Source organism: Nocardia higoensis (assembly GCF_015477835.1).
In the GTDB taxonomy this organism is placed as follows: Bacteria; Actinomycetota; Actinomycetes; order Mycobacteriales; family Mycobacteriaceae; genus Nocardia; species Nocardia higoensis_A.
This window is the reverse complement of record NZ_JADLQN010000005.1, coordinates 1-26,216: the sequence shown is the minus strand read 5'-3', so window position 1 is coordinate 26,216 and position 26,216 is coordinate 1. Positions and strand designations below refer to the sequence as shown.

The window sequence follows — 26,216 nt, the reverse complement described above, 5'->3', positions numbered from 1 at the left end:
GGTCGGCTCGCCGCGCTGATGACCCGTTGCGAGCCGGGCTCAGGTGCTGGTCACGACCCGGCTCGCCGCGCGGGCGATCGCCAACTCTTCGTTGGTCGGCACCACCAGCACCGTGACCGGCGCATCCGGTGGCGAAATCCGCCGAGCTGTCCGGTCTTTCGACGCGTTGAGGGCGGGATCGACTTCGATACCGAAGGTGCTCAGACCGGCCAGCGCGTCGGCCCGCACGTGCGGATTGTTCTCGCCGACGCCCGCCGTGAAAGTGATGACGTCGACGCCGCCGAGCGCCACCAGATACGCCCCCAGGTAGCGGCGCAGGCGGTGGACATAGACGTCGTAGGCCAGGCGGGCGTGCTGGTCGCCTGCGTCGATGAGCCTGCGCAGTTCCCGGAAGTCGTTGACCCCGGCCATGCCCTTGAGTCCGGACTCGTGGTTGAGCAGCGCGTCGATGCGCTCGACATCGAAACCGCCCGCGTGCGCGAGATGGCCGAGGATGCCGGGGTCGAGGTCGCCGGGCCGGGTGCCCATGACCAGGCCCTCGAGCGGGGTGAGCCCCATCGAGGTGTCGATCGGTCTGCTGTCGCGCACAGCCGAGGCCGAGGCGCCGTTGCCGAGATGGAAGACGATCTGGCGCAACTGCTTCGGATCGCGGCCGAGGAATTCGGCGGCCCGGCCGGAGACGTATTCGTGCGAGGTGCCGTGGAATCCGTAACGGCGGATGCCGTATTCGGCGGCGACCTTCCTGTCGATGGCGTAGGTCGCCGCGGCGGCGGGCAGGTCGAAGAAGAAGGCCGTATCGAACACCGCGACCTGCGGCACATCGGGCAGCAGCTCGCGAACGCTCTCGATGCCGATCGCATTGGGCGGGTTGTGCAGGGGGGCGAGGTCGGTGAGCTCCAGGATGGTCGCGACCACCTCGTCGGTCACCAGCGTCGGCTGGTGGAACACCTCACCGCCGTGCACCACCCGGTGCCCGACCGCGCGCAGTCCCGCCCCGGCCAGATCGAACCCGGTCTCGTCGAACAGTTCGAAGACCTGCCGTAACCCTGCCCGGTGGTCGGGGATGCGCCCGCGGCGTTCCAGCACGCGTTCACCGCATCGGTGTTCGATGGCGCTGTCGTCCTCACCGATGCGCTCGACCAGGCCCGAGGCCGCCACCTCGCCCGAGTCCGGTTCGAGCAGCTGATATTTGATCGACGACGAACCGCAATTGATCACCAGCACGTGGTTCTCACACGCTGTCACAGCCACGCCCGTTCCACTCACCTCTCCGTGTCTCTCGCTCAGCCCTGCGCCTGGATGGCGGTGATGGCGATGGTGTTGACGATGTCGGCCACCAGCGCACCGCGCGAGAGATCGTTGACCGGCTTGTTCAGGCCCTGCAGCACCGGGCCGATCGCGACCGCGCCCGCGCTGCGCTGCACCGCTTTGTAGGTATTGTTGCCGGTGTTGAGGTCGGGGAAGATGAACACCGTCGCGCGGCCCGCGACCTCGGAGTCGGGCAGTTTGGCATCGGCCACGGTCGGCTCGATGGCCGCGTCGTACTGAATCGGGCCCTCCACCAGCAGCTCCGGCGCGCGCTCACGCACCAGGCGGGTCGCCGACCGCACCTTGTCCACGTCCGCGCCGCTGCCGGATTCACCGGTGGAGTACGACAGCATCGCCACCCTGGGCTCGATGCCGAACCGGGCGGCCGTGGCCGCCGAAGAGATCGCGATGTCGGCGAGCTGTTCGGCACTCGGGTCGGGCACCACCGCGCAGTCGCCGTAGGCGAGCACGCGATCGGCCAGGCACATGAGGAACACGCTCGACACGGTGTCCACGCCGGGCACCGTCTTGATGATCTCGAAGGACGGGCGGATGGTGTGCGCGGTGGTGTGCGCGGCGCCGGAGACCATGCCGTCGGCGATGCCCTCGTGCACCATCATCGTGCCGAAATAGGAGATGTCGCACACTTTTTCGCGCGCCCTGTCCAGTGTCATGCCCTTGTGCTTGCGCAGCTCGGTGTAGGTCGCGGCGAACTTGTCCAGGTACTCGGAGGTGCGCGGATCGAGAACCTCGGCCTCGCCGATGTCGACGCCGAGTTCGGCGGCGCGGGCACGCACGGCGGTCTCGTCGCCCAGGATCACCAGGTCGGCGATCTTGCGTTGCAGCACCCGGCCCGCGGCGCGCAGGATCCGGTCGTCGTCGCCCTCGGGGAGCACGATGCGCTTGCGGTCGGCCCTGGCGCGTTCGAGGAGCTGGTATTCGAACATCTGCGGGGTCACCACGTCGCTGTGCTCGACGCGGATGCGGCTGAGCAGTTCCGGCGCGTCGACGTGCTGTTCCATCAGCGCCAGCGCGGTGTTGACCTTGCGCGGGTTGCCCGCCGACATCTTGCCCCTGGCGCGGTAGGCGGCACTGGCGGTGTCGTAGGTGCCCAGCGCGGTGGTGAGGATCGGCAGCCGGGGTTTCAAGCCCTCCATCAGCCGGGCGATGGCCGGATGCGGTAGCAGGCCGCCGTTCATGATGATGCCCGACAGCGAGGGGAAGCTGACCGCCTCGTGCGCGTTCACCACGCTCAGCAGCACATCGGAGCGATCCGCGGGCGCGACCACGACCACACCGTCGACCAGCCGTTCCAGGATGTGCTCGGCCGTCATGCCGCCGACCATGATCTTCAACGCCTCGCGCTGCAGCAGTTCCGGATCGCCGCTGTACATCTGCCCGTCGACAGCCTCGCAGAGCTCGGCCATGGTCGGCGCCATCAGCAACGGCACCTCGGGCAACGCCCAGGAGGGCATGTCGAATGCCGTCAGGGCCGAGAGCACTTCGGAGATCTGCTCGGGGTCGCACCGATTGGCGACGACCGCGACCGGGGCGCCCGCGTGCTCGGTGCGCAACTCACTCAGGCACACCTCGACCAGATGCTTGATCTCGGTGGGCGTGCGGTCGGCGCCGCGCACCACCAGCAGCACCGGCGCGCCCAGGTTCACCGCGATCCTGGCGTTGAACCGCAGCTCGCTGGGACTGGCGACCTCGGTGTAGTCGCTGCCGACCACCACCACCGCGTCGCAGACGGCGGCGACGTCGTGGAAGCGCTCGACGATCTCGCTGATCGCGGCGTCCGGGTCGGCGTGCACCTGCTCGTAGGTGACGCCGATGGCCTGCGTGTAGTCGATGTCGGCGGTGCTGTGCTCGAGCAGCAGTTCCAGGATGTGATCGAGTTCGGTGGTCGAGCGCGTGATCGGCCGGAACACTCCCACCCGCGCGGTGGTCGCGCAGAGCATCTGCAATACGCCGAGGGCGACCGTCGATTTCCCGGTCTCTCCCTCGGGGGAGGCGATGTAGACGGTGGACGGAGCAGGTTCGGCCATACCTCCAGAGCTTAGTGAGCGGCGCCGATCGCGCCCGGGTCCACCTCGTCGCCGCCTCGCGCCGGGCCACACGTGGCGCGACAACCGGAGGCGACGGACGGGAGATCAACTATTGACAGCACACTGTCAACAATGACAACATACTGTCAACCCTCCGGAAGGAAACCGCATGTCCCCGATTCCCGTGTACGCCGCCGTCTACGACACCCTCGCCGACTGGGAGATCGGCGCCGCCACCGCGCACATCAACGATCCCTCGGGCCAACTGGAGCCGGGGCGCTACGAGGTGGTGACGGTCGGGCCGACCCGCGACCCGATCAGGACCAAAGGCGGATCTCGGATCGTGCCCGACCTCGCACTGGACGAGATCGGCCCCGGCCGCGGCGCGATGCTGATCCTTCCCGGGGCCGACACCTGGGTCACCGGCGAACTCGCCGCCTTCGCCGACGCCGCGGGGCAGTTCCTCGCCGCGGGCACACCGGTCGCCGCGATCTGCGGCGCCACCTTCGGTCTGGCGGCCGCCGGCCTGCTCGACACCAGGAAGCACACCAGCAACGCGCCCGAATTCCTCGCCTACAGCGGTTACGCGGGTAGCGAGCTCTACATCGCCCAGCCCGCCGTCACCGACGACGCGGGCATTCTGGTGACCGCGTCGGGCACCGCGCCGTTCGAATTCGCCCGCGAGATCTTCGGCGTACTCGGACTCTACGAACCGCGCATCCTCGACGCCTGGTTCCGCGTCTTCGACAGCCAGGATGCCGCCGCCTACGCCGAACTCGAAGCCTACGAGGCAGCGCGGGCGTGAGCGCCGGTCCTGCGCCGTCCGAACAGGAGCTGTTCAGTACCGCCGCCATCACCACGTTCCGCCTCAACGGCCGATTCCTCGCCTTGGCGGAGGAATTGGCCCGGCCCGCCGGACTGACCGCCGCCTGGTGGCAGGTACTCGGAGCTGTTCTGCACGAGCCGCTGCCCGTGGCCGGGATCGCCCGCGCCATGGGCATCACCCGCCAGAGCGTCCAGCGCATCGCCGACCTGCTGGTCATCAAGGGTCTGGCCGAATACCGGCCCAACCCCGCCCACCGCCGCGCCAAGCTCGTCGCCGTCACCGACGAAGGGCTCGCCGCCGTGCGCGCCATCAATCCCCAGCACGCCCGCCGAGCCGCCGAACTCGCCGATCACCTCGGGCGCGACCGCCTCGCCGAGATCGTCGACGCCCTCACCGAGCTGACCGCCGCGGTCGAGACGATCACCGCTCACGACGGACGCGCAGACCGGGCCGGCTGATCCGCGGCTCCGCGACGATTCAGCGCGAGCGGCGCCGCTGACCGAGCTTGGCGGCGAATTCCTGAGCCTTGCGCTGATTCTCCGGCTTGGCCGCCTCACGCTTGACGACCTGGAAAGCCTTGATCGCGATACCACTCTTGATGGCTTTGCCGAGCATTCCCATCGCGCACCTCCGGTTGTTCGCTTTGTCGAAGCCGATACTTCGAACGTACCGGCCCGAAGCGGGCATCGGCCGCCCGCTCGTGGCGCGATTGCGCCCTCGGCACCGCCGACCGGAACGATGCGCCGGCGGTACATGGCGTCCCCCGAAGGGCAGCCCGCCGGCCGGGCACGGGCGGGCGAGGCACATCAGAGAGTGCCGGCAATCGAGCGCCTAGGGCAGGTCAGCGGCCCTCGGGAAACATTTCACGCCGATGTTTCCGCCATCGACTCATCAGCTCGGGGAGTTCGGCGCGCATGAACCGGTAATACTCCAGGGTCTCGCGAACGCGGCGGCCGCCGGGGCGGGCCTCGTCGAGCAATTCGGCCCCTTCGGCCAGGAAGCGCAGCGAGCGGTCGAGCGCCTCTTGGCGCTGAGCGGTGATCGCGTACCAGACGTCGTCGTCATAGACACGGTAAGTATCGGCGCGGGCACCCGGTTCACGTTCGCGCCCCAGCAGCCCGGTTTGCACGAGGTAGCGGACCGCTCCCGAAATCGCCGCCGGGCTCACCCGCAAGCCGGTCGCGAGCTCTTGGGCGGTGTAGCGCTCGGCGTCGTCGGCGAGGACATAGGCAAAGACGCGGGCCGCCATCCTCGGCATGCCGGAATCCACGAGCAGCAGCGCGAACTGCTCGACAAATCGCAGGACAGCCTGTTCCTGCTCGTCCACTACCAACCTCCGGGAGTCTGTGGCAAGCCGCCGCTACATCATAGCCTTCATACTATTCACACATTTGTGAAATCTATGTACGCTCAGGGGATGGACATCGCAATCTCCAGCCTGCGTAAGACTTTCGGCCGCACCACCGCCCTCGATGAGCTCGATCTCGAGGTGAGCCGAGGCGAGGTACACGGGTTCCTGGGTCCCAACGGCGCCGGGAAGACCACGACGATCCGCGTGCTGCTGGGTCTGCTACGCCCGGACGGCGGATCGGTCCAACTCCTGGGTCGCGACCCGTGGCGCGACGCGGTGTCACTGCACAGACGCCTGGCCTACGTGCCCGGTGATGTGGAGCTGTGGCCGAATCTGACCGGTGGGGAGGCCATCGATGTGTTCGCCCGGCTGCGGGGCGCGGCCAACCCGGCCCGCCGCGACGAGCTGATCGAGCGGTTCGACCTGGATCCGACCAAGAAGGCCCGCACCTACTCCAAAGGCAATCGTCAGAAAGTCGCGCTGATCGCGGCCTTGGCCTCGGACGCGGAACTGTTCCTGCTCGACGAACCCACCGCGGGGCTCGACCCGCTGATGGAAGTGGTGTTCCAGGATGTCGTCGCCGAAGTGAAGGCACGTGGGGGCACGGTGCTGCTGTCCAGCCACATCCTGGCCCAGGTGGAGAAACTCGCCGACCGGGTGAGCATCATCCGCGCCGGCCGGGTGGTGCAGACCGGCACCCTCACCGAACTGCGGCACCTGACCCGCACCACGATCGAAGCCGTCACCGAACGCCCGATCGGCGATCTCTGCAGCCTGCCCGGCGTGCACAACGTGCACACCGAGGACGGCAAGGTTCGCTTCGATGTCGACGCCGATACGCTCGATGACGCGGTCGCTGAAATCAGCCGCGCCGGGCTCCGCGCGCTGACCAGCCACCCGCCCACGCTCGAAGAGCTCATGCTGCGTCATTACGGCGGCGAATTCGCCACTTCGGGTAATGGGGCGCTCAAATGACCAGCACCACAACCTATTCCGGCGCACCTTCCGCTGCCCCGCCCGACGCGGGGCCGGGCACCTGGCGCGGTCCACTCGCGGGCACAGGCATACTGCTGCGACTCGACCTGCGCCGCGACCGCATCAAGCTCCCGATGTGGCTGTTGGGCATCACGGCGATGAGCTTCTACTACGCCGGCGCATTGCAGCAGGTGTACAAGACGCCCGAGGACTTGCGAGCGGTCAGCCAGTTCGCCGAAGGAGTCGTCGGAGCACTCATCTCCGGACCCGGTTTCGGACTGGCGGACCCGACGATCGAATCGGTGATCGTCGCCGTGTACGGCCTGTACTTCCTGCTGCTCGCCGCGCTGATGAACATCCTGCTCATCTCTCGCCACACCCGTGTCGAGGAACAGGCCGGACGCGCGGAACTGGTCCGCGCCAACGCGGTCGGCCGCCACGCCCAGCTCACCGCCGCCCTGCTCGTCGCTCTCATCTCAGACATCGCGGTGGCAGTGCTGATCGCGAGCTCGTTCGCCGCGACCGGCCTCGACACCTCCGACGCACTGCTGTTCGGAGCCGGAGTCGGCGCGGTCGGCCTCGTATTCGCCGCGATCACCGCGATCACCGTCCAAGTCACCGAATATTCGCGCGCGGCATCCGGACTCGCCGGGCTGACCCTCGGCATCGCCTACGTCCTCCGTGCGGCCGGGGACGCGATTCGAGAGGGTGGTAGCGCGCTGTCGTGGCTCTCGCCGCTGGCGTGGTCGCAGCAGACCCGTGCCTACGCTGAAGGGCGGTGGTGGCCCCTGTCGCTCTCGATCGCTTCGGCTCTGATTCTCGCCGTCCTCGCCTACCTCCTGTCGGCGCGCCGCGACCTCGGCGCCGGACTGGTCCCCGCACGGCCCGGCCCGCGACATGCCGCGAACTGGATGGACACCCCCGTAGCGTTGGCAGCGCGGCTGCAACGCGCCGGTCTCGTCGGCTGGGCCTGTGCCCTGGTCGCCGGCGGCGCACTCTACGGCGGGATCGGCAACACGATCGTCGACTCCTTCGACGACCTGCCCGATCAGATGATCGATGTGATGGGCGGTGATGCCGGCCGTATGCTCGACGGCTATCTGGGCACCATGGCGCTGTTCGACGCGCTCCTGGTCGCCGTCTTCGCGATCCTGGCTGTGCAATCCCTGCGAACCGAGGAAACCAGAGGTCGCACCGAACCGGTGCTGGCGACCGCGACCGGCCGGGCGGGGTGGTTCGCCGCGTGGATCGGTGTCGCGGCCATCGGGGTGCTCGCCTTGCTCGCCGCGACCGGCGCGGCGTTCGGCATCGCGTTGTCGCTGTCGGTCGGCGACGGCGCATACATTGTCGACGCCCTCCTCGCCCACCTGCTGTTCGCTCCCGCGGTACTCCTGGTGCTGGCGGTCGCCGCGCTGCTCTATGGGTTCTTCCCGCAAGCTGTCGGTGCCACCTGGGCCCTGCTCGGATTCTCGATGGTTCTCGGCTTCTTCGGACCGCTCATGAATCTGCCGCAATGGATCCACGACCTGTCCCCGTTCCAGCACATCGCCCGCATACCGATGGAAGAGATGCGCTGGCCCGCGCTCGTCGTGCTCACCGCCTTGGCGGCCGCGGCGGTGGTTGCGGGCGCCTTTGCGTTCCGGGAACGCGACTTGGATACCGCATAGGCGCGCAGGCTGATTCGTTCGGTACCGCCGATATCGCCTCGTGGCAGCGGTCGGGGCGGATCGTGCGCCCTCGAGGCGTGCCGGTGTGTCCGGGCATCGGCGGGCGAGCCGGTCGATGTGCTCGCCCGCCGATGATCGGGAGCGGCTACGCCTCGTAGCGGAGGATGCCGCCGTCGCTTCCGGTCGCCCGGTATCCGCAGGCACGCAGGACCGCGATCGAAGCCGGGTTGTCGGTCGAGACCCGCGCGAACACCGTCCGCACCTCGGGTGCCGTGCGGGCGTGGGCCGTGAGCGCGGCGACGGCCTCCGTGGCGTAGCCGCGCCCGCGCCGGGACTCGGCGATGCCGTAGCCGATCTCGAGCATGCCGTCCGCGGGTGGCCAGAACAGGCCGGTCGAGCCGACGAGCAACCCGGTCGCGGCTTCGACGATCAGGCGGTGGCCGAAGGGGCCGTACCAGGACGGGTGATTCGAGAGCTCGGTGGCTATGACGATGTCGCCGTCGGCGGGGAAGTCCTCGGCCCACCGCGGGCTGCGGCGTCCGTAGGCGACTTCGGCGGCGACATCGGGCGTCCAGCGACGCAGGCGCAGCCGCGCGGTGACGAGATCATCGGCAGCGCCGGGGGTTTCGAAAGTACGAGAGTGATCGGAATCGATCGGCACGGGAATGCTCCTGTTCGGGAGAGGCGGGAGCCGATGGCGCTAGCGCCGGGAGTGCTCCTGCCGGAGGACATGACGAAACAGGCTGTGCGCAGCCATATTCATCGCCTCCTGTTCGTAGCCCGTGCGGTCGGCTCACCGTAGCCGACACCGGGCCGGACCGGCGACCCACCTCGAGCCGATTCGGTATCGCTCCGGCTCGCCGGCGGTTGACCATGACGCAGGGGCAACGCCTCAGCATGGCGACATGACGACGACAACCGATCAGTTCGCAGTTCGCCGCGACGGGGTCACCATCCCGGTCACTCGCGGCGGCCGAGGCCGACCGCTGGTTCTGTGCCCCGGGCTCCTCACGACACAAGCCGATCTGCGAGAACTCATCCACCTCTTGCGGCTCGACTTCGACGTGATGACGTTCGACCTGCGCGGCCACGGTCTCTCGTCGGCGGGCGAACGGTACTCCTTCGACGCGTTCCTGAGCGATTTCGCCGCCGTGATGACCGAACTCCGACGCCTCCGCCTGCCCTCGGCGCCTCTGCTCGTCGGTCACTCGCTGGGGGCGGACCTGATCGTGCACTATGCCGCCGAACATGCCGGCGAAGCCGCAGAACTCGTTCTCATCGACGGAGCGAACCCCGTGCCCGAGCCGTTCCTCACCGAGGCCGAACTATCGTCGTTCCACACGATGTGGAAGCAAGCCGTGTGGGCGAACGAAGCCGCCCGAGGCACGCCGCGTCAGATATTGCTCACCACCGAGCAGATCGTCGATCTCAACGTCGAATTGGACGCGATACGGTCCGGCCTTCTCGACCGGTACCAGGAGATCGACTGCCCGATCCACATGCTCATGTCGTCGTCGATGGCCGGCGACAACGCAGACGAGCGCGCGATACGGTACAACCGGAACTGGCGGGCAGGCATCGAGCGGCTGCTCCGCGCGCGACCGCACATCACCACATCATGGCTCGACGCCGACCATGGATCGGTCATCACGCACGCCCCGCACATCGCCCGGATCCTGCACGGTCGACGACATCCGGTCGCCTGAGCGGCGGCAGCAGCGACACCGAAGTCCAGGAGAGTCATCTGATGCTCACCATCGGCGAGCTGGCATCGTACGCCGGAGTCACCGTGCGGGCGGTGCGGCACTACCACGCGAAAGGGCTGCTGCCGGAACCGGAGCGAGACCACTCCGGCTATCGCAGATACACCGCCGACGATCTGGTCGAGTTGATCAAGATCCGGACGCTGGCCCGAGCCGGCGTCCCGCTGGCACGCGTGCGAGAGCTGCTACAGGCCGATACGGAAGGCTTCGCCGCAGCCATCGCCGACATCGACAAGCGACTCCAGGCCGAGATCCGCGAGCGGCAGCGACACCGAGAACAGATCGCCCGCCTCACCGCCGGAGACCGCCTGGTCCTGCCACCGGAAGTGGTCGAGTTTCTCGACCGGCTGCGAGCCCTCGGGATCGACGAGCGGGTCGTCCGGATCGAACGCGACGGCTGGATCCCGCTTGCCGCGCGCTCACCCGACAAGATCCTGGACTGGATCGCCCGCAAACAAGGACAACTCGACGATCCGCGGCTCACCGACTTCTATCGCAGCCTCGGTCGGGCCCTCGACCACACCGACGACCGGCAGATGATCGAACTCGCCGACAAGATGACCGCCTACCTCACGACGATCGCCGATGAACAAGGCGAGGACTACGTCGGCGGCGGCATCGAACCCATGCTGGTCGAACTGCTGGACGCACTGGCATTCGACACCTGGCCGCCCGCCCGTCGACTGATCGAGCTGCTGACCGAGCGCGGCTGGACCGGCTGGACCATGCTCCAGCGAGCAGCGAGCGCACGGCCTCGGTGAGCCGCTTACGCTCGGACGCGATGACGGCAACCTGAAGGCGGCGCCCCGCCGGGGCGCCGCGTACCGGATGGCCGCTGGATCGAGCACCGCCAACCCGACGGGGGATCGATCCGGGAACGCACGAGCGGCGATCGGTGGGTGCCACCGATCGCCGGTCGTAATCATGGAAGTGTCACCTCGCGAACAAGTTACGCAGATCGGCAACGGTGGCGCGACGTTCGTAGGCGATCCAGGCGAAGATCGCGGCGAGCACCAGCGGGAAGATCGCCATCGCGGGCTTGTCGGCGATGAACGCCTGCGTCGCGGCGGCGAGCACGGTGAGAACGGACAGGCCCGCGGCGGCGAGGGCACTGAGCCGGGGCACCATCAGGCCGATGCCGCCGGCGACCTCCGCGACTCCGATGAAGATCAGCAGTGCCAGGGGGATGGTCAGATTCTCGGGGGCGTTCTCGGCCAGCGCGTTCGGCATGAGGAGCTTCGGCCCGCCGGAGGCTATGATGAAGAACAGGCCGAGCAGGATCTGCAGGGTCCACAGGACACGGTTGCGGATCGCGCCGGGGCGGTTGGTGACGTCGGCGGAGGATGCGGCGGAGGGGTTGGCGATGGTCATATCCGGTCCTTCTGGTCGGTCGCGCCGGGTTGGTAGCGCGTTCAACTGATAGGACGGAGCAGTGCCCGAGGACTCATCGCTGTCGGCGAGAGTTCACGGAGAAATGGCGCGATCCTGTGCGAGGCGCGCTGTTACGGTCCTGCGCATGTGCTCAGATTTGTGGTCGCAGAAGGTGCGCTCCGCCCGCTGACGGCGGCGCCCTCCCGTCGCGCGCGGATCCGAGATGGACCTGATCGAATCCTTGCTCCGCTGAGGGCATTACCCAAGCGCCGCCGCGGATTCCGACCGGGCGCAGTCCTGCGGCGAACCACACGGAGACCGAATCGAGACATAGAGAACAGTAATGTTCGCACGACAGCCCTCGATCATCCGTATATGAAAATCGGACGTGGACTCGTAGCCACCGTAGCCACCGCACTCGTCGGAACCGCGATGGCCGTCGCAGCGCCGGGCACCGCCAACGCCGCCGACCCCTGTCAACTCGGATGGTCCAACGTCGGCCCCCGCAGCTGCGCCATGACGCAGTTCAACTCGGCTCCGACGTGGACATTGGGCAACGGCGTCTGCGTCGGCATGCTCACCGCCGGAGGCACTGCCTACGACGGGCCCCTGCCCAGCACCGACTACGGCGCGCCGGGAAGCACCCATTCCATCGAACTGCGTCTCTTGCAAGGCTTTTCCCCGCTGGGCGACTGGGCGCCGAGCCTGCTGGCCTGCGACGTGACGGCCATCATCGACTGGCACAACCTCGACACCGGCCAGCGCGGCTCGGTGACCCGCTTCATCCCCGCGTGGCGGACGGGCTCCCACCCCGACTTCGTGTACGTCCACCCGGGGCCCGGACGGGTCGCGCTCACCGTGCGGACCGACCGCCCGAGCATCCCGGCGACAACAGAAGTGTTCGTTCCCTGATCGCACAACCGCGATCCACCGGCCGCGTGCGCTACGCGGGCCAGGCGCACCTGCTGAACCCGGATCGATCCCGCCAACCCCGACCGGGGTCGATCCGGACACGAGCGACCGGCGATCGGTGCAATTCACCGATCGCCGTCACCGCAACTACACTACTGATGGTAGGATAAGTGGCATGAGCGGTAGTAGAAAATACTCCGTCAGCTTGCCGGAGTCGCTGGCCGAGGCCATCCGCGCCCAAGTCGGCCCCGGCGGCTTCTCCTCTTATGTCACCGAGGCACTGGAGCACCGGGTGGCCATGGACAAGCTCGGTGAAATCGTCGAGGACCACACCCGGGACCATGGGCCGCTGACTCAGGAAGAGATCGATGCCGCCCGAGCCGCGCTGCGCCACGACTCCGACGGGAAGTCCGGGGCCGCTGCCTGATGGCCGGCACACTGCTGCTCGACAGCGAAGGGCTGTCGAAGCTCTATCGCGGCGATCGCGCGGTGGTGACCTGGGTCGAAGCCGCGCGTCTGGAGAACATCCGGGTCGGCACCACCACGATGACCCGGCTGGGGGCCGAGCACGGCCGTCTCCCGAAGAATCGAATCTCGTGGACGCTGTCCCGCTTGGACGTCCATGAGATCACTCGACGGGTGAGCGACGACGCCGCCGAGCTGATCCGGACGCACAGTCTCCACGGCCACAAGTACGCCATCGATGCCGTCCTGGCCGCTGTGGCGAGGACAGCGCCACCGCCCGTCACCGTTCTCACCTCCGATACCGAAGATCTCACGCTGCTGTGCGGGCCGGGAATCGCCGTCGTCGCAGTGTGAAACCGTCGAAATCTCCTCGGAGACCGCCACGCCGGCTTCCACATCGAGGGCCGGGGGATGTGGCCACCGTGTACGGCGACGCTCTCGCCCGGGTCAGGCTCTGGCAGGTCGCGGTCCAGCCGCCGCACCCCATCAGCACTGAATATGGGCGGCAATCATTTCGGCGGCGACGATTTCGCCCTTGCCGGTCAGCGTATAGACCGGGGTCGGACGCTCGAGATCGGAGCGGCGCATCACCCGGGAACCCACCAGTTGCCTGCGCATGAGGCAGCCGAGAGTGAGGACCGTCGGCCCGATCAACCCCTTGTCGGTCAATTCCCCTGCGGTGCAGGGCTTTCTCGCTCGCGCAAGAGCGCACAGGACGCGCACCTGAGCAGTGCTGTACCGGTCGCGCAGACGGCACAGAAGTCGGATCTTCGTTCGTGCGATCCTGGTGGTGACGGGAAGGAACCGATGGACAGGGACTTGCAGACCAGGCTGTCCGCGCGAGTGGCCGAGGTGCAGTCCAGCGCGCGAATTCCGAGTCTGCTGGCGGCGATCGGCGTCGGTGGCGCGTCACGGGCTGTGGCCGTGTCCGGCTGCGCGGATGCGGAGAACCGGGTTCCGGCGACTGAAGAAGTCAGCTACCGCATCGGCTCGATCACCAAGACCTTCACCGCCGCATCGACGGTGTTGCTGGCCGACTCCGGCGAAGTGGGGTTGGACGACCGCGTTCAGCGCTACCTGCCGGGCACACCGTTCGGACATGTGTCGCTACGCATGCTGTTGTCACATACCAGCGGCCTGCAACGGGAGGCGCCCACCGACATGTGGGAGAGCATGCTCGGCCCGTCTCCCGCCGCACTCCGGGAAAGGTTCTCCCGCGTCGAGTTCGTTGCCGAGCCAGGTCAACGGTGGCACTACTCCAACCTCGGCTACGCGATCCTCGGTCAGGTGATCGAGGCAGTCGCGGGTCGGCCGTTCGAATCGGTGATCGACGAAACCCTGCTTCGGCCGCTGGGAATGGACCGAACATGCTGGACCCAGCCCGAGAAGGCCGCACTCGGCTACCGGTTGGATCCGTTCGTAGCCACAGTGCACCGCGAGCCCGTCATGGATCAAGGTGCGATCGGCGCCGGCGGTCAACTGTGGTCCACAGCCGGTGATCTCCTGTGCTGGGCTCACGCGTTGGGCGGCAACGAGCCTTCGGTGCTGCCCGAGACGGTGGTCGAGAAGATGCACACCCTGCACGTCATGGTCGACACCTCCGGTTGGACCCGAGGTTGGGGGCTCGGCCTGATCCTGGAACGACGCGACGGTGTCATCATCTCCGGCCACACCGGCGCGATGCCTGGCTTCCAATCCGCGCTTGCGCTCGATCGCGCTAGTGGTCTTTCGGTGGCGGTTCTGGCCAATACCACCCGGGGAATCGAGCCCGGCGATCTGGCGGCGGAGATCCTGTGCGAGGCCATCGTCGAACACCCCGCTCCCCCGCCACCGCAGTGGTGGCTGGCCGAATGCCCGCCCCATATCGAGCCATTGCTGGGTAGTTGGTGGTCCGAAGCTGATGAGACCCTGTTCCGATGGGAATCCGACGGTCTACACGCCTGTCTTGCGCGTAAGCCCGCAATGACAGACACCCGATTCGTCGAGGAAGGTCCCGGACGGTTCCGCGCAGTGGCCGGTCGCCTACTAGGGGAACTCTTGCTGGTGGCAGATACGCCCAATGGCCCTGAAATTTACTGGGCGACATACCCGTTCACGCGCTCTGCGCGTTGAACTCTCGCAACCTCTCGGCAATATCGCGAACGGCCGGGTCCGCGCATGTGCCCATCCTCAGTTGCACCGCACGAAACATGCGCCGCACCCTGGGGGAGACAGTTCCGCCACCTACCTGGTTCAACGCCTCGTTCACCGTGTACGCGGCAGCCTCACGCCGGTCGAGCCGGAGCTGTGCTTCCGCCTGTTCGAGCAGCCAGATCGTGCGATTGCGAACGAACCGTTCGTCGCTCGCGGATGCCTGCTCTTGCAAAGCAGCGATCGCATGATCGTGATGGCCGAGATCGAGAAGGCAAGACCCTCGATGCCCAGCCAGTGCGGCGGCATCGAAGACTTCCAGCCAGATCGGATCAGGCTGGTCAGGGCGATGTCTCGAAAGCTCCGACTCCGCTTCTCGCAGCATCCGCGTGCACAACTCCGACTCACCGAGGCGCGCATGCGAGCGAGCCGACATGGTCAGCACGAACGCCGACAATCGCCGGTTTCCACTTCGCCGCGCCCATGACAACGCACCGTAGGCGCGTTCCGCGCCGCGTGCGGGCTCGCCGGACCAGATACTCATGAAGGCCGAGTTCGGCCCACCGATATAGGCCATCAGATCCAACGCATCCGCCTGCTCGGCTGCCACTCTCGACGCAGCGAAAGCTTTTTCAGCCAAAGCAAGGCTCCCCCGATCGAACAACACCCAGCCCGACAACTGATGTGCCTCGGCGATGAGCTGATACAGCATCTGCCGCTGCGGGGACGCAAGCTTCACAACGACCTGCCGCGCAGCTGCGGTATAGGCCGAAATCTCCTCGAGATGCGCGGCGGCCATCGTGTGATCCGCCGCCCGCACCTGTGCGATCAGCGACCGCACCGTAGACACGGCGGTCTCTGGCTCCAACTCCACGCCCTGTGGCCGACGCGGCGCGGTCCAATCGGTGAAAGGCGCTGCCAGCCGCCGAAGTTCACCGTCTGCGCCGAGTACGGTATCGAGCCGTTCGACCAGATCGGACTGCGGTCGCCGCTGCGCCTTCTCAACCCTGGCCAGCAGGTCGTGGCTCACCAGCACCAGCGGTGCCAGCCGACGCAGCGACAATCCCGCCTCGATACGGCGGGCGCGTAGTTCAGCACCGAACAGACCTTCGGCAGTATCACGCGGATGGAACCGGTATGGCACTGAGGACACCGAAGTATTATCGCTGCAAAGCACATATGAGTACCCAGATCTGGGCCGTGTGGCGACCGGAACTTGTTGATAAGTACGGAGACTGGCGCGAGCGGCCCTTCGTCCGTACCAGAAACAGCTCGGGGCGGTGGCTGCCTGCGAAGAAGCCGCGCTCCGACTGAATCGACAAGAGGGAATGATCCCGAGTATCTGGCACACATGCCAGAAGCCCAGCTCTACGGCCTGACCGGCCTGGCCTACATGCGCCTGGCCGATCACCGGACGGCGACCGCCTACCTGCAGTCAGCGATCAGCGGCATGTCGGCTTACCCGCGCGAGCGGACCGCATGGCAGATCCGCCTGGCTCAGAATCTGGTCCAGGGCGGGGCTATTGCTGACGGAAGCCAGAAGGACGGACAATATGTCCGAGACTCAATCGAAGCGGAATCCGAATAGCCCACCGGTCTCCGTCTCATCAGTCAGTCGCTGATCGAGAATATACGGTCCGGCATCGAATGCGCGCTCGCTTTGTGTTTCTACACTACCCAGGAAATCAGAGTTGAGGGCCACGATGTACTGAAATCCATGCTTATCGGCGAGACGGGCCCCGATATTTAGACAAGATGCCACCTGACGCGAGTCGATCGCATCGAATAGGTGGCTGTCATGGACAAGGATTCTCGGCCCCCGCCCCGCCTTGATCGAAGCGAGGGTGCAAACTAAATCAAGCATAAATGTTTCGACGCTTCTCACCCCAGTACTTGCATCGCCCGAAATCCTGGGCTCAACCTTAAGTATCCCCTTCGAGGACGGCGCAATATACAAGGAAGCGTCACGGTCGGAATATATTTCCGCACCCAACTCATTAAACAGCGATATAGACTCATCGAGCTGATTTGCTCGTTCATGGGTCTCGGCCCGAACAGCGGCTACCAGTTCAGCCGTCTTTATCTTGATCGTGTCGTTGATCGAGCTGATCGACTGGGCCGCATCGAGACGGCGTTCGATATCGGCGACATCAGCTTCGAGCGTGGCCAAGTCCTGTTGCGCGCTAAGAAAGGTGTCGAGTGCAACGGTATCGCGAAGCAGGCGAATTACCTGGCTACGCCGATGACCCAAATCTCGGCGCTCGCGATCGATGGCCGCCAGACGGGATTGAGCTATATCGAGTTCCTGTTGTAGAAATATCCGTCTATTGCGAACTATAGATTCATGGAACGCAGCAACCTCAAAATAACGACGCGTGACCGATTCCGGCAGCACAAGACCGATCTCGGCATAGACTCGCTTGACTTTCTCGGTCAACTCGCCGCTCGATGTGGCTGAGACCTCATCACGCAGCGCCTGCTCAATTTCCCGTGTTCGGCGCTGAAGTGAGAGCCCTTCGTCGTTTAGCCTCTCTATGTCCCTGGTGAGGCGGTCGGCTTCGCGTTGATGTTCGCTGTACTGTTCATCGACTTGAAAGCTGTGCAGGTCCTCCTGTAACCGGTCACGGCGTCGACGCGCGATGGCAAGTTGAGCTCGCAGGTCGGATTCATCGAGTGACAGGTGAGTGAAGACACCTTCCTTGACGGCTTTGCGAATCGCTCTGCCCTGCTTGTCAAGACGATCTATTTCGCCAGCTCTGCCGAGAGTTTCTGGGGCAAGTCCAAGCATGAAGCCGAGCCGCACCCCCGACTCCCAATCCGATTCTGCAGGAAAGCTTTTAACTGGATTACCGAAATGGGTGCGAATCAGCTGAGCCCACAATTGGCTGGTGGTCGGACGTTCAGCATTGGCGGGAATGTGGAATAAATGCCTCGCCTGCAGATCTTTCCACTCGTCCACTCGAAGCTCGGAACCGAGCGGGGAGGATCTACCCGCCCAACCGAGAACCTGCACTCGGTTCCCCGCTTGGACTGCTCGACTGACGCTAACGAGTGCTGGCTCCGAGTCGTCAGAAACAGGCAGGTTCAGGTGTGCCGTAAACACGTGCTGGGCGAGTTGAGCCGACCTGAGCTCCGACGGAAGATCCCCACCCACCAAGTAACGCAGGATCTTGACGAAGCTGGTCTTGCCGCTACTATTGCGACTCTCCCCCTGATCGGAAACTTCGGTTCGATCCGCAACGAGAATATTCAGACCCGATCGGAAATTCAATGTCTTGAATCTTGGATCCGAGCAGGTGAGTTCACTAAGAAACATGCGTCCGCCGCAGGTAGCCGTCGGCTGAGATGTCAATGAGCCTCATTGCATATAGGGCTGCAAGCGACAATGAGAACCAGTCGAAGGTAATTTTTCCCGTCTTCCTTGAGAGGCGCTGACGTTCGCTGTAGCGTTCCCATAGCGCGGATACCGACAGCGGGTCGCATAGATCTTCCAGGAGGTCGGCACCGACCGTAATCATGGCGCGGTCGACCGAGACTCCCTTAGTGGGCAAGAGCACTTGCAACCTCCTCGCCGGATGCCGCAACCGCGCCGGGCGGCTCTTCGAAGATGTGACATGAGTCAAAGAAGTACGACACTACAGCGTAGGCTGCGTTGGCGCGCTTGGCGTCCATGCGTGCGTCCGAGCCGGCAACTGCCACATACAGCCGCTCCAGGATCTCGGCGGGCTGTGTCGTCACCGCCCGGGCATCCCGGTATAGGGCTCGGAAGCGGTCGCCGTGCGTGTCGTAGAGAGTCGGGTCTGCGGCACTCGCGTACCACTCATTGATCCGGGGCGCGAGGAGGCGGCCATTGTTGAACTCGACGCGACTACTCTCGGGGAGCGAGTTGAACTCCATCTTATCTGGTGGAACCGGTCGGATCGTATCGGGTGGGTACGGGGCGGAGGCCGCAGCGCCGAGCTTATCGAGTAGCGGGATCAAGTCGTTCATTTCCACATTCGTAGCGCCGGGCACTCCAGGGAAAATCTCGTTTAGGACGCCTACTTCAAGCTTGCTCACCACCTCGATCCACAACTTCTCTGTGTCGAAGTGGCGAATCTTGAGTGGGCGCAGCGGATGTGCTCCATGAGCCTGCTGAAGGTCGACGAATACCTGCGCCGCCTTCGGACCAACCGGCGCGTTGGTTACAAACCGCCAGGTTTCGAACGTCTTCCACTGACTGTAGGCACGATCGAAGTCTTTACGAATCTTTTTGGCTAACTCGTTCTCGGCATTTCGTCCAGGTCTCTGACCGTAGCAAGCGTAGGCGATGGTACCACTCTCCGCGATGCCATCGCATCCTCCATCGCCAAGGCGACCAGCCGGAGCAGGGTTTATGAAGTCATCATGGAAGCGTGCCAGGACTGTGGCGACGTACTCTTCATACGGTGCGCCAGAGTGGAAGCATTCTTCCTTATGGCGGAAGCGGTACCAGTCACGCCAGTTCGCTGACTGCAACCCCATCATGCCCCCTCGTTCGGCCAGTGACAGCCCGTTGATTCTACCTACGTTCTCATGGCAGCCTTCGGCTTCAGCTTTGAGATTACCCTTGGCACAGCTTGTTTCGCGATAGGCATTGTCATCCGGCGAGTTCGACCGGGCACTCCCGAGCAGCGGATAACCACCGAATCGCGGCGGCGAGTAGACACCGGGACGGCGTGGCCTCGATTGCACAGCTGAGAGCGACGTGGACCAGGCAAGCAGGACCGCGACCCCGATCAGCGGCCCGGCCATACAGGCCACGCCTGGCCACGGGTCGCGCCGTATGTGGCGATGACGAGCTCGCCGCGCCTACGACCAGGCCCCCGACGACGGCTGAACGGTACTTCATAAGAATCCGTGAGACGAAGGTTTCGACGGTCTCGACTGATCTGGAGCACCCCGCGATCTCGCTGGTGCCGTCTTCTCTTGCAGGCGTAACGGCGAGGATTCAGGCGAAGGGGTTCGCGGTCCGGCCGACGAGATCGGCTACCGTGTCCAGCACCAGTGTCGGGCGGTAGGGGAATTGCTCGACCGACGCGCGGGTGGAGATGCCGGTGGTGGTCACCAGGATGGTGCGCATACCGGCCTCGAGGCCGGAGATGACGTCGGTGTCCATCCGATCGCCGATCATGACGGCCGATTGGGAGTGCGCGCCGATGCGACGCAGGGCCGAGCGCATCATCAGCGGGTTCGGCTTGCCGACGTAGTACGGCTCGCGCCCGGTGGCGCGGGTGATCAGGGCGGCGACCGAGCCGGTGGCGGGGAGCAGCCCCTCGCGGGAGGGCCCGGTGGCGTCGGGATTGGTGGCGATGAACCGGGCGCCGCGCTCGACCAGCCGGATGGCGGTGGTGATGGCTTCGAAAGAGTACGTGCGGGTTTCGCCGAGAACGACGTAGTCGGGGTCGCGGTCGGTGAGGACGTAGCCGATCTCGTGCAGGGCGGTGGTGAGGCCGGATTCGCCGACGACGTAGGCGGTGCCGCCGGGGCGCTGGGCGTCGAGGAAGGCGGCGGTGGCCAGGGCGGAGGTCCAGATGGCCTCCTCGGGGATGTCCAGGCCGGTCAGGCGCAGGCGGGCTTGCAGGTCGCGCGGGGTGCGGATGGAGTTGTTGGTGAGGACGAGAAAGGGGATCTCGTTCGTGCGCAGTTCGGCGAGGAACTTGTCCGCGCCGGGGACCAGGTGGTCCTCGCTGACCAAGACGCCGTCCATGTCGGTCAGGTAGGACAGGACGGGCTCGTCGTCGCTGAGGTGGCTCTCGCTCGCCTGGCTCTTGGTCACCCGTCGTATTCTGCGCCATCGCCGGGTGGACCTCGCGCACGGCCGTCACGGTGAGCTGTATCGGGCCAGCGTGCGGGCGGCCAGGTCACGCAGGTACGCGCGGGCTTCGGCGGGAGCGGTGACGATCGCCTGGTCGGCGAACGGCAGGAGCTGTCGCACTTCCTGAAGGACGCGGCAGGTGAGGGTGAACGGCATCTGCTCGCCGTCCGCGGGCGGGTGGAGGGTCAGGCGGGTGCCGAGTATGCGCTGGGCGCGTTCCACCTGGGCCACGTGCAGCAGGCCTTCGACGCGCAGGTTCTCGGTGTTCTCCCAGTTCGCGGTGAGCTGGGCGGCGATCTGCGCCGCGGTGACGCCCGGCCGCAATCGGCGCGGGACGCGCAGCGGCTCCCACTCGACGAGACGTTCGAGCAGATACAGGCGTGGACTGCCCTGCTTGTCGGCGACGAGATACCACCGACCGCCCTTGGCGAGCAGGCCGTAGGGGTCGACGACCTGCCAGGTCGGTTCCGTCTCGACGGCGCGGCGGTAGTTGATGCGCAGGCGCACGCCGCGCCGCAGATCACCCAGCAGCCGCGCCGGTTCCACACCGCCGGCCTGCACGGAGAACCACGGACGGTTGTCGGTGACGACCACCGCGCTCAGCGGCAGCAGCTGTCCCGGACGCGTCCGGCCACGCGGGATCACCTTGTCCAGGGCTCTACGGCCGTCGGCACGGCCGCCGAGCTGGTCGCGCTGGGCGTCGTCGAGGCCGGACAAGGCGAGGTGATCGCGCTCGTCGGGGGTCAGGCGGGCGGTGTCGAGGCTGCCGCCGGGCAGCAGCGAGACTCCACCCCACCGGCCGCGGCGAATCAGGATCGGGAAGCCGGCGTCTTGCAGCCACCGCAAATCGCGCACCACCGTGCGCGGCGAGACGCCTACCTGATCGGCCAGGTCGGCGGTGGTGAGGCACTCGCGCGTCTGCAGGGCGAGCAGCAGGGCGAAGAAGCGGTCCGGGGTCATATTTCCGAGAATTCCAGAAATCACGACGGATTCCGTCTTATATGAATGGCACTGTGCTGCGGTCACTGTCAACGACACAAGGAGAACGCGCATGACCGCACCGAACATGTTCATCGTCTACGTCACCGACGCGCCGGCCTCGGCCCGGTTCTACGGCGAGCTCTTCGACATGAAGCCGCTCTACGAGAGCCCCCGCTTCATCGCCTTCGACCTGGGCGGCGGCGTTCAGCTCGCGCTGTGGAGCGGGGTCGAAGACGACAGCCTCGGCTCCGTCACGCGGACCAGCGAGGTGTGCCTGACGGTCGACGGCGGCGCCGAGCGGATCGACGCACTGCACCGCGACTGGGTGGCCAGGGGTGTGCGCATCGCGATGGAACCGCACGACGAGGTGTTCGGGCGCACCTTCCTCGCCACCGACCCCGACGGCAATCTGATCCGGGTGGCGCCGGTCGACTGACCCCTCGGCGCGTCCTCTTCGGCAGGGACGGTCTGTTCCGCGCACGGCCGACGTGACTAATGTCGGAAATCGGCCGTGCGAGAGCAGAGCACACAAGCGACAGGAGAGACACGCACATGGGTGATCTCGAGACGGGCGATCTCAAGCTGGGATACAAGGCGTCGGCGGAACAATTCGGTCCGCGCGAACTGGTGGACATCGCGGTCCTGGCCGAGGAGCACGGCATGGACTCCGCCACCGTGAGCGACCACTTCCAGCCATGGCGGCACAAGGGCGGGCACGCGCCGTTCTCGCTGGCCTGGATGGCGGCGGTGGGCGCGCGCACCGAACGCATCCAACTGGGCACCTCCGTACTGACCCCCACCTTCCGCTACAACCCCGCGGTGATCGCGCAGGCGTTCGCCACCATGGGCTGCCTGTACCCGGGGCGGGTCATGCTCGGTGTCGGCACCGGTGAGGCGCTCAACGAGATCGCCACCGGCTACCAGGGCGAATGGCCGGAGTTCAAGGAGCGGTTCGCGCGGCTGCGCGAGTCGGTGGACCTGATGCGGGCGCTGTGGACCGGTGATCGCGTCGACTTCGACGGGCAGTACTACAAGACCGTCGGCGCGTCGATCTACGACGTGCCCGAGGGTGGCCTGCCGGTCTACATCGCCGCGGGCGGTCCGCTGGTGGCCCGCTACGCCGGTCGCGCGGGCGACGGGTTCATCTGCACCTCGGGCAAGGGCATGGAGCTCTACACCGAGAAGCTGATGCCCGCGCTGGCCGAGGGCGCGGCGAAGGTCGAGCGCACGGTCGGCGACATCGACCGGATGATCGAGATCAAGATCTCCTACGACACCGATCCCGAACTGGCGCTGGAGAACACGCGCTTCTGGGCGCCGCTGTCGCTGACCGCCGAGCAGAAGCACAGCATCACCGACCCGATCGAGATGGAGGCCGCTGCTGACGCGCTGCCGATCGAGCAGATCGCCAAGCGCTGGATCGTGGCCAGCGACCCGGACGAGGCCGTGGAGCAGATCAAGCCGTACCTGGACGCGGGCCTGAACCACCTGGTCTTCCACGCGCCCGGCCACGACCAGCGCCGATTCCTCGGGCTGTTCCAGCGCGATCTCGCCCCGCGCCTGCGCGCACTGGGCTGAATCGGACCGCCGCCGATCGGGTCGGCCACCGGTCGGGTCGCCGACCCGGCCGGGGCGGCCCGGCCTGCGCAGCCAGCCGCCCTCAGCGGCCTCGGCGAACACACGAGCGGGGTCGATCATGTCCACGCCTGAGCCGCACCGTGTCGCGCACCCGGTCGAGTGCACGACTTCGGCCCCGCCGCTCATCTCGAGCGGCGGGGCCGAAGTAGTCTGTGCGCGAGCCGAACTCGATGCGCTCCGAGTCGTGTCGAGCCCGGTTCGGCTCGATCGTCTCAGCTCAGGGCGTGTTCGAGATCGCCGAGCAGATCCTCGACGTCCTCCAGGCCGACGGAGATGCGCACCACGCCGTCGCTCAGGCCGATACCGGCTCGACCTTCCGGCCCCATCGCGCGATGGGTGGTGGTGGCCGGGTGGGTGATCAGTGTCTTGGCATCTCCCAGGTTGTTGGAGATGTCGACGATCCGCAACCGGTTGAGCACTTCGAATGCGCGCTTCTTGCCCTCGCCGTCACCGGCCGCGAGCTCGAAGGTGACCACGGTGCCGCCGCCGGACATCTGGCCGCGCGCCAAGTCGTACTGCGGATGCGACTCCAGGAACGGGTACTTCACCCATGCGACCGAGGAGTGGCCTTCGAGGAACCGCGCGATCCTCAGTGCCGATTCCGTCGAGTGCCGAACCCGCAGCGGCATGGTCTCCAGGCCCTTGAGCAGGGTCCACGCGTTGAACGGGCTCAGCGCCGGGCCGGTGTGACGCATGAGGTTCTTGACCGGGCCGTCGATGTATTCCCGATCGCCGAGGATGGCGCCGCCGAGTACCCGGCCCTGGCCGTCGATGTGCTTGGTGCCGGAGTAGACGATCACGTCGGCGCCGAGATCGAAGCCCTTCTGCAGCAGCGGGGTGGCGAAGACGTTGTCCAGCACCACCTTCGCGCCCGCGGCGTGGGCGAGTTCGGACACCCGGCGCACATCCACGAGGGTCTGCATCGGGTTGGCCGGGGTCTCGAAGAACACGGCCGTGGTGGGCACCGACAGCGCCTGCTCCCACTGGTCGAGATCCTCGCCGTCGACGAACACCGTCTCCACGCCCCAGCGCGGCAGGATCTCGTTGCACACCACGAAGCAGGAACCGAACAGGCTGCGCGCGGCGACCAGCCGGTCACCGGCCTTCAGCAGCGCGCCGAGCGCGGTGAACACCGCCGACATACCGCTGGCGGTGGCGAACGCGGCTTCCGCGCCGTCCATCAGGCGGATGCGCTCCTCGAACATCGCCACGGTGGGGTTGCCGTAGCGGGAGTAGACGAAGTGCTCGACCTCGCCGGTGAACGCGGCCTCGGCGGCCTCGGCGCTCTCGTAGACGAATCCGGAGGTCAGGTACAGCGCCTCGGAGGTCTCCTCGAAACCGGAGCGGCGCAGCCCGCCGCGCACCCCGACGGTGGCGGGGCCGACGCCCTCGGGCAGCGGCTTGTCGAACGAACCTCCGGTGATCACGACTGCCTCCACGGCAGCCCCTCGGCCCGCCAGCCCGCGCCGCCGCGACGCCCGTCGGCGTCCAGCGGACCTTCGAAACCGTCGATCACGTTGTAGGCGGGAGCGATTCCCAGATCGGTGGCCAAGGTCGCGGCGTTGGCGGAGCGCTGGCCGGAACGACACAGGAAGACGACGGGGGCCTCGGGATCGCGACCGGCCAGCGCCTTGCTCAACTGCTCGGCGAAGCGCCGATTGGGCGAGCCCGTGCCGTCGACCCATTCGATCAGCGTGGTGGGCCGGTCGATGGAACTGGTGTCGGGCACGCCGACGAAGCGCCATTCGGCTTCGGTGCGCACGTCGATCAGGGCAGCCGCGGGATTGTCACGCAACAGCTCCCACGCCTGAGACGGGGTGATGTCCCCGGCATAACTCATTCCAACCTCCTGTGAATCCGCACTTGCCGCACCGTCGTCGGTACGGCCGGGTCGTCACCCGGAGCACCCCACCGCGGAGGAGGGTTGCCGACCAGCCAGCCGGGGCTTGGCGCTGGTACTCATGACCTCGGCACTGAGATTGCCTGCCGTGAAGTCGCGCTGTCAACCGATTCAGTCGGTGCAGATGAGCCATCCCCGGTCGACGCGTACCAGGTTCCAGGTGGCGGTCCGCTCCGCACCGTCGACAGCGGTCGTGACCGTGGCCTTCGCGCGATCGCCAATGACGGTCTGACCGGTCACCGACCTCAGTTCGATTGTCTTGCCGATACCTTCCTGATCGGCCAGGGGCGAACGGCCGGGGTCGAAATCCGCGCAGGCGGAACCGGGCGGCGGCACCTCGTCGGTGGCATTGGTGCCTTCCACGAAGTTCTGCACGGCCGCGGTGATCCGGTCGGCCTCTGTGACATTTTTCTCAGCGGGCGACAGGATCGCGCCGAGCACGATGCCGACCACCACCAGCACCGCGACCACCGCGGCGGCGATGAACGGCGTCATCGACCGCTCGTCGGTCTGATCGATCGGGATGACGGGCTCGTCCTGTGCTGAGGGTTCGCTGTCGGCCATCCCTCGATGATCCCTGGTGAGCAGGCACGGACGGGCGGCGCCCCCCGGCCGCTGTGGTTGCCCGCCGAGCTCACACAGGTAGCGTGGGAGACGGCGGGGACCACGGTTCGAGCGCGTTCGGACCCCACCGATAGAATTGCCGACCACGGCCCCGCGAGGAGCCGCCGTGACCTGGATTCCGACGGCGAGCGGCTGACGTCCACACCGACGTGGTGGCCGGATCGATGAGTCGACTTAGCCTGGGCTAACTACAAGGGCCTAAGCTGAGAACAAACTCCAGTTGAAGTTTTCGACCGATAAGGGTGCGCGTAAAAGATGACCGAACAGAGTGCAGCGCCGGCCAGCGGCGCACGCCCGCTCCGCATCGCGATCGTGGGCGCCGGGCCGGCCGGGATCTACGCCGCCGACGCGTTGATGAAGTCCGATGCCGAGGTCAGCATCGATCTCTACGAACGCATGCCCGCGCCGTTCGGCCTGATCC

Annotated in this window: 30 protein-coding genes and 1 riboswitch; of the genes, 14 read left to right on the top strand and 16 right to left on the bottom strand. The window is 66.4% G+C overall.

Annotated features, from left to right (window positions below; all coding sequences use genetic code 11):
* Positions 1 to 39: 39 nt before the first annotated feature.
* Both IU449_RS22720 and pta read right to left on the bottom strand, forming a co-directional pair.
* Positions 40 to 1,245 (bottom strand): acetate kinase, encoded by a 1,206-nt coding sequence (locus tag IU449_RS22720; protein WP_195004391.1) that lies wholly within the window; start codon positions 1,243 to 1,245, stop codon positions 40 to 42.
* A gap of 38 nt (positions 1,246 to 1,283) precedes the next feature.
* On the bottom strand, positions 1,284 to 3,356 hold the full coding sequence (gene pta, locus IU449_RS22715) for a phosphate acetyltransferase (protein WP_195004178.1): 2,073 nt from the start codon (positions 3,354 to 3,356) through the stop codon (positions 1,284 to 1,286).
* Positions 3,357 to 3,525: 169 nt separating this feature from the next.
* Here pta and IU449_RS22710 point away from each other — a divergent pair, with 169 nt between their 5' ends.
* Positions 3,526 to 4,161: a DJ-1/PfpI family protein gene (locus IU449_RS22710; protein ID WP_195004177.1), complete on the top strand. Its 636-nt coding sequence runs from the start codon at positions 3,526 to 3,528 to the stop codon at positions 4,159 to 4,161.
* Positions 4,158 to 4,640: a MarR family winged helix-turn-helix transcriptional regulator gene (locus IU449_RS22705; RefSeq protein WP_195004176.1), complete on the top strand. Its 483-nt coding sequence runs from the start codon at positions 4,158 to 4,160 to the stop codon at positions 4,638 to 4,640. The genes IU449_RS22710 and IU449_RS22705 overlap by 4 nt, the downstream gene beginning before the upstream one ends.
* 19 nt (positions 4,641 to 4,659) lie before the next feature.
* On the opposite strand, the gene IU449_RS22700 is transcribed toward IU449_RS22705, so the two are convergent.
* Both IU449_RS22700 and IU449_RS22695 read right to left on the bottom strand, forming a co-directional pair.
* Positions 4,660 to 4,803, bottom strand: a complete 144-nt coding sequence (locus tag IU449_RS22700; RefSeq protein WP_195004175.1) for a hypothetical protein — start codon at positions 4,801 to 4,803, stop codon at positions 4,660 to 4,662.
* Between the two features lie 220 nt (positions 4,804 to 5,023).
* A complete protein-coding gene (locus IU449_RS22695) occupies positions 5,024 to 5,509 on the bottom strand; it encodes a GbsR/MarR family transcriptional regulator (protein ID WP_324188392.1) in 486 nt (161 codons plus the stop codon).
* 90 nt (positions 5,510 to 5,599) lie between these two features.
* On the opposite strand from IU449_RS22695, the gene IU449_RS22690 reads away from it, so the two are divergent.
* Complete coding sequence (locus tag IU449_RS22690) at positions 5,600 to 6,508, top strand: ABC transporter ATP-binding protein (RefSeq protein WP_228805567.1); 909 nt, start codon at positions 5,600 to 5,602, stop codon at positions 6,506 to 6,508.
* The gene (locus IU449_RS22685; protein WP_228805566.1) at positions 6,505 to 8,175 is read left to right on the top strand and encodes an ABC transporter permease; all 1,671 of its coding nucleotides are present in this window, start codon (positions 6,505 to 6,507) and stop codon (positions 8,173 to 8,175) included. Before IU449_RS22690 ends, IU449_RS22685 begins: the two co-directional genes overlap by 4 nt.
* Positions 8,176 to 8,320: 145 nt before the next feature.
* Here the strand turns inward: IU449_RS22685 and IU449_RS22680 are convergent, their stop codons facing one another.
* The gene (locus IU449_RS22680; protein ID WP_324188391.1) at positions 8,321 to 8,836 is read right to left on the bottom strand and encodes a GNAT family N-acetyltransferase; all 516 of its coding nucleotides are present in this window, start codon (positions 8,834 to 8,836) and stop codon (positions 8,321 to 8,323) included.
* A gap of 244 nt (positions 8,837 to 9,080) precedes the next feature.
* Between IU449_RS22680 and IU449_RS22675 the strand changes: the two genes are divergently transcribed.
* Both IU449_RS22675 and IU449_RS22670 read left to right on the top strand, forming a co-directional pair.
* Positions 9,081 to 9,881: an alpha/beta fold hydrolase gene (locus IU449_RS22675; protein WP_195004173.1), complete on the top strand. Its 801-nt coding sequence runs from the start codon at positions 9,081 to 9,083 to the stop codon at positions 9,879 to 9,881.
* Between the two features lie 41 nt (positions 9,882 to 9,922).
* Complete coding sequence (locus IU449_RS22670; RefSeq protein WP_195004172.1) at positions 9,923 to 10,699, top strand: MerR family transcriptional regulator; 777 nt, start codon at positions 9,923 to 9,925, stop codon at positions 10,697 to 10,699.
* Between the two features lie 172 nt (positions 10,700 to 10,871).
* Here IU449_RS22670 and IU449_RS22665 read toward each other — a convergent pair whose 3' ends face one another.
* A complete protein-coding gene (locus tag IU449_RS22665) occupies positions 10,872 to 11,309 on the bottom strand; it encodes a DoxX family protein (RefSeq protein WP_195004171.1) in 438 nt (145 codons plus the stop codon).
* 375 nt (positions 11,310 to 11,684) lie between these two features.
* Here IU449_RS22665 and IU449_RS22660 point away from each other — a divergent pair, with 375 nt between their 5' ends.
* From IU449_RS22660 to IU449_RS22650, 3 genes are all read left to right on the top strand, one after another.
* A complete protein-coding gene (locus IU449_RS22660; protein ID WP_228805565.1) occupies positions 11,685 to 12,221 on the top strand; it encodes a hypothetical protein in 537 nt (178 codons plus the stop codon).
* A gap of 175 nt (positions 12,222 to 12,396) precedes the next feature.
* Positions 12,397 to 12,648 (top strand): hypothetical protein, encoded by a 252-nt coding sequence (locus tag IU449_RS22655; RefSeq protein ID WP_195004170.1) that lies wholly within the window; start codon positions 12,397 to 12,399, stop codon positions 12,646 to 12,648.
* Positions 12,648 to 13,040, top strand: a complete 393-nt coding sequence (locus tag IU449_RS22650; RefSeq protein ID WP_195004169.1) for a DNA-binding protein — start codon at positions 12,648 to 12,650, stop codon at positions 13,038 to 13,040. Before IU449_RS22655 ends, IU449_RS22650 begins: the two co-directional genes overlap by 1 nt.
* 132 nt (positions 13,041 to 13,172) lie before the next feature.
* Here the strand turns inward: IU449_RS22650 and IU449_RS22645 are convergent, their stop codons facing one another.
* A complete protein-coding gene (locus IU449_RS22645) occupies positions 13,173 to 13,355 on the bottom strand; it encodes a hypothetical protein (RefSeq protein WP_195004168.1) in 183 nt (60 codons plus the stop codon).
* 174 nt (positions 13,356 to 13,529) lie between these two features.
* On the opposite strand from IU449_RS22645, the gene IU449_RS22640 reads away from it, so the two are divergent.
* Positions 13,530 to 14,798 (top strand): serine hydrolase domain-containing protein, encoded by a 1,269-nt coding sequence (locus IU449_RS22640; RefSeq protein ID WP_195004167.1) that lies wholly within the window; start codon positions 13,530 to 13,532, stop codon positions 14,796 to 14,798.
* On the opposite strand, the gene IU449_RS22635 is transcribed toward IU449_RS22640, so the two are convergent.
* Positions 14,779 to 15,969 (bottom strand): helix-turn-helix domain-containing protein, encoded by a 1,191-nt coding sequence (locus IU449_RS22635; RefSeq protein WP_195004166.1) that lies wholly within the window; start codon positions 15,967 to 15,969, stop codon positions 14,779 to 14,781. The genes IU449_RS22640 and IU449_RS22635 overlap by 20 nt on opposite strands.
* Before the next feature lie 198 nt (positions 15,970 to 16,167).
* Between IU449_RS22635 and IU449_RS22630 the strand changes: the two genes are divergently transcribed.
* Positions 16,168 to 16,404 (top strand): hypothetical protein, encoded by a 237-nt coding sequence (locus IU449_RS22630; protein WP_195004165.1) that lies wholly within the window; start codon positions 16,168 to 16,170, stop codon positions 16,402 to 16,404.
* Here the strand turns inward: IU449_RS22630 and IU449_RS22625 are convergent.
* The 5 genes from IU449_RS22625 to IU449_RS22605 all read right to left on the bottom strand — a co-directional run bounded on the left by IU449_RS22625 (position 16,381) and on the right by IU449_RS22605 (position 21,612).
* Positions 16,381 to 17,775 (bottom strand): ABC-three component system protein, encoded by a 1,395-nt coding sequence (locus IU449_RS22625; protein ID WP_324188390.1) that lies wholly within the window; start codon positions 17,773 to 17,775, stop codon positions 16,381 to 16,383. The two genes, IU449_RS22630 and IU449_RS22625, sit on opposite strands and share 24 nt — an antisense overlap.
* A gap of 346 nt (positions 17,776 to 18,121) precedes the next feature.
* Complete coding sequence (locus IU449_RS22620) at positions 18,122 to 18,373, bottom strand: ABC-three component system middle component 6 (RefSeq protein WP_195004163.1); 252 nt, start codon at positions 18,371 to 18,373, stop codon at positions 18,122 to 18,124.
* The gene (locus tag IU449_RS22615) at positions 18,357 to 19,589 is read right to left on the bottom strand and encodes an ABC-three component system protein (RefSeq protein WP_195004162.1); all 1,233 of its coding nucleotides are present in this window, start codon (positions 19,587 to 19,589) and stop codon (positions 18,357 to 18,359) included. The genes IU449_RS22620 and IU449_RS22615 overlap by 17 nt, the downstream gene beginning before the upstream one ends.
* Before the next feature lie 196 nt (positions 19,590 to 19,785).
* The gene (locus tag IU449_RS22610) at positions 19,786 to 20,544 is read right to left on the bottom strand and encodes an HAD-IIA family hydrolase (protein WP_195004386.1); all 759 of its coding nucleotides are present in this window, start codon (positions 20,542 to 20,544) and stop codon (positions 19,786 to 19,788) included.
* A 114-nt stretch (positions 20,545 to 20,658) separates the two neighbouring features.
* Positions 20,659 to 21,612, bottom strand: coding sequence for a helix-turn-helix transcriptional regulator (locus tag IU449_RS22605; protein ID WP_195004161.1), 954 nt, complete (start codon positions 21,610 to 21,612; stop codon positions 20,659 to 20,661).
* A 91-nt stretch (positions 21,613 to 21,703) separates the two neighbouring features.
* Between IU449_RS22605 and IU449_RS22600 the strand changes: the two genes are divergently transcribed.
* On the top strand, positions 21,704 to 22,069 hold the full coding sequence (locus IU449_RS22600; RefSeq protein WP_195004160.1) for a VOC family protein: 366 nt from the start codon (positions 21,704 to 21,706) through the stop codon (positions 22,067 to 22,069).
* A 116-nt stretch (positions 22,070 to 22,185) separates the two neighbouring features.
* The gene (gene fgd / locus IU449_RS22595; protein WP_195004159.1) at positions 22,186 to 23,211 is read left to right on the top strand and encodes a glucose-6-phosphate dehydrogenase (coenzyme-F420); all 1,026 of its coding nucleotides are present in this window, start codon (positions 22,186 to 22,188) and stop codon (positions 23,209 to 23,211) included.
* A gap of 272 nt (positions 23,212 to 23,483) precedes the next feature.
* On the opposite strand, the gene IU449_RS22590 is transcribed toward fgd, so the two are convergent.
* The 3 genes from IU449_RS22590 to IU449_RS22580 form a co-directional block, all read right to left on the bottom strand.
* Positions 23,484 to 24,698 (bottom strand): O-succinylhomoserine sulfhydrylase, encoded by a 1,215-nt coding sequence (locus IU449_RS22590; protein ID WP_195004158.1) that lies wholly within the window; start codon positions 24,696 to 24,698, stop codon positions 23,484 to 23,486.
* On the bottom strand, positions 24,695 to 25,111 hold the full coding sequence (locus IU449_RS22585; RefSeq protein ID WP_195004157.1) for a rhodanese-like domain-containing protein: 417 nt from the start codon (positions 25,109 to 25,111) through the stop codon (positions 24,695 to 24,697). The genes IU449_RS22590 and IU449_RS22585 overlap by 4 nt, the downstream gene beginning before the upstream one ends.
* 14 nt (positions 25,112 to 25,125) lie before the next feature.
* Positions 25,126 to 25,238, bottom strand: a riboswitch (SAM riboswitch).
* A 44-nt stretch (positions 25,239 to 25,282) separates the two neighbouring features.
* Positions 25,283 to 25,735, bottom strand: coding sequence for a hypothetical protein (locus IU449_RS22580; RefSeq protein ID WP_195004156.1), 453 nt, complete (start codon positions 25,733 to 25,735; stop codon positions 25,283 to 25,285).
* Between the two features lie 315 nt (positions 25,736 to 26,050).
* Between IU449_RS22580 and IU449_RS22575 the strand changes: the two genes are divergently transcribed.
* The coding region (locus tag IU449_RS22575; RefSeq protein WP_195004155.1) for an FAD/NAD(P)-binding protein at positions 26,051 to 26,216 on the top strand (166 nt) is incomplete at its 3' end.